General features: G+C 73.6%; 5 protein-coding genes. 1 reads left to right on the forward strand and 4 read right to left on the reverse strand.

Annotated features, from left to right (window positions below; genetic code table 11):
* The 4 genes from ABZ484_RS38385 to ABZ484_RS38400 all read right to left on the reverse strand — a co-directional run.
* Positions 1-476 (reverse strand): right-handed parallel beta-helix repeat-containing protein (locus ABZ484_RS38385; RefSeq protein ID WP_358870586.1); only part of this gene is annotated, 476 nt, incomplete at its 3' end.
* A 154-nt stretch (positions 477-630) separates the two neighbouring features.
* Positions 631-1236: a hypothetical protein gene (locus ABZ484_RS38390; protein ID WP_358870587.1), complete on the reverse strand. Its 606-nt coding sequence runs from the start codon at positions 1234-1236 to the stop codon at positions 631-633.
* Positions 1237-1479: 243 nt separating this feature from the next.
* Positions 1480-2304, reverse strand: coding sequence for an MOSC N-terminal beta barrel domain-containing protein (locus ABZ484_RS38395; RefSeq protein ID WP_358870588.1), 825 nt, complete (start codon positions 2302-2304; stop codon positions 1480-1482).
* Positions 2305-2345: 41 nt separating this feature from the next.
* A complete protein-coding gene (locus ABZ484_RS38400) occupies positions 2346-2804 on the reverse strand; it encodes a DUF6643 family protein (RefSeq protein WP_358870589.1) in 459 nt (152 codons plus the stop codon).
* Between the two features lie 294 nt (positions 2805-3098).
* On the opposite strand from ABZ484_RS38400, the gene ABZ484_RS38405 reads away from it, so the two are divergent.
* A partial coding sequence (locus tag ABZ484_RS38405) for a TerD family protein (protein ID WP_358870590.1) occupies positions 3099-3969 on the forward strand: 871 nt, incomplete at its 3' end.

Here is a 3969-nt window from a genome sequence, read left to right on the forward strand (position 1 = left end):
CACTCCTCGAACACCCCACCGCCGCCGTCGAGTACGGCCAGGCCGATGCCCGCCGGGTTGTCGACGGTGCAGCGCCGCACGGTCGGCCGGGCACCGGCACGCACCTCGACGCCCGTCGCGGACCGGGTCACGATCCGCACGTCCCTCAGCTCCGGCGCGCCCTCCTCCACCAGCAGGGCGGGCGCGGCGGCGTCCTGCCCCTCCACATGGAGGTCCTGCACCACCGCCGAGGCGCGCACGGTCAGCGGCACCCCGTCCACCGGGGCGATCCGTACCGATCCCGCGGAGCCCTCGGGTCCCCGCAGGGTCACCGCCCGCTGGACGACGAGGTTCTCGCGGTAGGTGCCCGGGGCCACGGTGAGGACGTCGCCGTCCGCCGCGGCCTCCAGGGCGGCGGCGAGCGACGCGTACTCACCCGTGCGGCGCCGCCACCGCGAAGTGCCGGTGTGCGTCACCTGGACCGTGCCCTGTGCCATGGCGTTGCTGTGCCCCCACCTCGTCGAACTGATGGCGCGTTCACCGTCGGGGCACGCCCCTACGGCTCGCTCGTGCGCGGGTCGTTGCCGAATGCGTCGGCCGGTCCACCGTAGCGTGCGCGCGGACGGTCGGTTGACCGGAGGCGGCAGGCGGTCAGCTGCCGGTGCCGGTACGGCCCCAGTCCGGGCCCGCGCGCTCCCAGGCCCGGTCCCAGCTCGCGTACCGGCGGCGGAGCAGTCGCCAGACGATCAGTCTGCGTATGCACTCCACCAGCCCGGCGGTCAGCAGGGCCGCGCCGAGTCCGGCCAGCACGGCGTGGGTGGTGGCCGTCTCGGGGTCCAGGGGGCGGGTCACGATCCGCCCGTGCCGGTCGGTCCACAGCGGGAAGTGGTCGCCGCGACGGGGGGACTTGAGATCCGTGGCGACCCGGCCGTGCCGCCGCGTGCCGTCCGGGGCGGTCCAGTCGGCGTCGACGCGGCTGCGTATGTCCCGTCCCGAGGAGATCTCCGGGTCGGGCGCCGGCGCCACCTGACGCACCTTCCTCACCACGGTGGCCGTCACCATGTGCCGGGTCTGACGCTGGTCCCGCACCGACTGCTGGAGGGCGCCCTGGGCGGCGGAACCCACGAGGGCGCCGAGCACGGGGGCGGCGACCAGGATCAGCAGCAGGGCCGCCAACGCCACCCAGGACTCGGCCAGATCGGTCGTGCGCCGCAACGGATTGCGCCGCCAGCGCCACAGTCCGCTGATCGCTCGCATCTCCGGCACCCCCTTCCCCGCTCCGTTGATAACCCCCGGCGGAGCCGCTCACCCGCGAACCCGGCCGAAGAGAGAGCGAAATCACCTCCGGCCCGGAGCTCTCACGAAGCTCTCACAATTCCCAACGACCGGTCCCCGGCCCGGGTTCCCGGACGGAGGCCGTCGCCGCCCTTTCGGGAATCGCTCGTTCGAGGCGGCTCGTGCGAGGCGTGCTTGTCCGAGGCGTGCTCGTCCGAGGAGCGCTCATTCGAGGATCGTGACCGGGTCCCCGACCCGGATGGTGCCGGTCGACTCGGGCACCAGGTTCTGCCCGAAGAGCAGTTCGCGGCCGAAGCGACGGTGGCGGCCGAGGGTGCGCAGGGGCTCCTTGCCGCGCACGGCGGTGTCCTGGTCCGTGGTGGTCACCACGCACCGGCCGCAGGGCTTGGCGACGCGGAAGGCGACCTCGCCGATCGCGATGCGTCGCCAGTCGTCCTCGGCCCAGGCGGGGGCGCCGCCCACCACGACGCTGGGCCGGAAGCGGTTCATGGGCAGCGGGCCCTCCTCGGCGTGGTCGCCCTCCGCGATCAGCGCGTTGAGGGAGTCCAGGGAGGCGAGCGAGGTGAGCAGCAGGGGATAGCCGTCGGCGAAGCTCACCGTCTCGCCGGGCAGCGCGTGGTCCGGGTCGACGGACCGGCGCGTGGCGGGGTCGTCCATGTGGACGAGGCGGGTACCGGCTCCCACAAGGCCGCCGCACCAGGCGTGCGCGGCGTCGTCGGCCGGGACGGCCTCCACCTTGTTTCCGAAGATGTCCACGGTCACCGTGGCACCCGGGTCCGGGACGGGCACGACGATCGGCTCGCGGCCCGGCGCGGACAAGCGAAGGCCGCCGCCGGGCACGAGCTCGGCGACGGCCAACGCGAGGTGCGACTGCTGGCGTTGCGTGACGACCTTTCCCCCGTCGTCGATCAGCACCCAGCGACGGTCCCCGGCCAGCCCCCAGGGCTCCACGACGGCCTCCCGGAGCCCCAGGGCCCGGAACGCCTTGACCGGGTGGATGTGTATCGAGCGCAGTTCCGCATTCCCCATGACCTCATCGTGCCAGGCGGCACGGACAGGCGAGGATCGGATCAGTACCCGCGGTACTGCTGCTGCTGGTTGTTGTAGGGGTCCTGGTAGGGCGCCGGGGCGGGCCGCGGGGCCGCCGGGCGCATCGCCTCGTAGCCCGTGCCGCCCGCCATCGGGCGCGGTGGCATCGGCTGCTGCGGACCCGGGTATCCGCGCGGGGCGGTGGCCTGCTGGGGGATGTACGCCGTGGGCGCCTGCTGCAACGGGGTGGGCTGCGGCGCCTGCGGGTAACCGTAGGAGGGCTGGGACGGACCCGCCGGGAGGGCGGGCAGCGCCGAGGGGAGCGCCGGCAGGTGGCTTCCCGTGGCGGGCAGGTGGCTTCCCGTGTCGTACGGCGCGGGGACCCGGATCGGGGCGATCTGCGGTGTGCCCCGCTCGGCGACGAGCGAGTCGTAGATCGGGGTGTCCGGGAAGGAGGCGGAGTAGTAGCCGCCGCCATAAGTGGAGCGGGGGGAGGTCATGGCACATAAGTTAAGCCCACGATGTGCTGGTTGGGGAGACCGATAAGAGGGTTGTTTTCCGTGTCGGCGGTGACGCGGAATACCCAATGTGAGCGAACTTGGTGAAAAAGGGGCGTCACTCGGGGCCCGGATCGTGTAAAGGGCGAGTTCCCGGGGGGTTACCGGAGGTTGCGCACGCGTGTTCCGGCGCTCACCCGTGGGCGTACGTGCCGACCGGGCATAGGTTGGGCGCGAGCGAGACCACGGACTGCCGGGCACGACCGGGCCACACACGTGATGGGGGCGAGCATGTCCATGTTGAAGGGGTCGAACACGCCGGTGCCGACCACCGCTCTGCGCGTCGAGGTGGGCCGGCGGTCCGGTCCGGGCATCCCCGACGTGGATGCCTCGGCGCTGCTGCTGGTGAGCGGGAAGGTGCGCTCGGACGGGGACTTCGTCTTCTACAACCAGCCCGCGCACTCCTCGGGCTCGGTGCGCCACGAGGGCAAGCGCGACCTCGGCGGCCGGGTCACCGACACGCTGCTGGTCGACCTCTCGCGTGTGGAGTCCTCGATCGACCGGGTCGTGCTCGCCGCCTCGGCGGACGGCGGCACGTTCGGCCGGGTGCCGGACCTGTACATCGAGGTGCGGGACGCCGCCGCGGGCACGGCGGTCGCCCGCTTCGACAGCACCGGCGCGAGCGTCGAGACCGCCTTCGTACTGGGCGAGTTCTACCGCCGCCAGGGCGCCTGGAAGTTCCGGGCCGTGGGACAGGGCTACAGCAGCGGACTGGAGGGCCTCGCCACGGACTTCGGCATCACGGTCGACGAGCCGCAGCACCCGGCCCAGCCCCCGGCACCGGCGCCGCGCCCGGGACCGGCGGCAGCGCCCGCGCCCTCCCCGGCCATGGCACCGCCCCCCGCCGGGCCGCCCGTGCCCCTGCCGCCGCCCGTCGCCCTGCCGGTCACCGTGCCGCCGCCCACCATGCCCCCGCCGCCGGCCCCCGCCGCGTCTCCCGTCCGCCTCACCAAGGTGACGCTCACCAAGGCCGCCCCGTCGGTGTCGCTGGCCAAGCAGGGCGGCACCTCGGGGACCATGCGCGTGAACCTGAACTGGCAGGTGCGCAAGCAGTTCGCCGGCTGGGGCAGCAAGCGCGGCCGGGCGGTCGCCATGCACCGTGACCTGG

The organism is Streptomyces sp. NPDC006393 (genome assembly GCF_040628575.1).
GTDB lineage: Bacteria > Actinomycetota > Actinomycetes > Streptomycetales > Streptomycetaceae > Streptomyces.

Coding starts and splice junctions, on each gene's coding strand:
- ABZ484_RS38395 (WP_358870588.1), bottom strand. CDS start 2,304: ATGGGGAATGCGGAACTGCGCTCGATACACATCCACCCGGTCAAGGCG.
- ABZ484_RS38390 (WP_358870587.1), bottom strand. CDS start 1,236: ATGCGAGCGATCAGCGGACTGTGGCGCTGGCGGCGCAATCCGTTGCGG.
- ABZ484_RS38400 (WP_358870589.1), bottom strand. CDS start 2,804: ATGACCTCCCCCCGCTCCACTTATGGCGGCGGCTACTACTCCGCCTCC.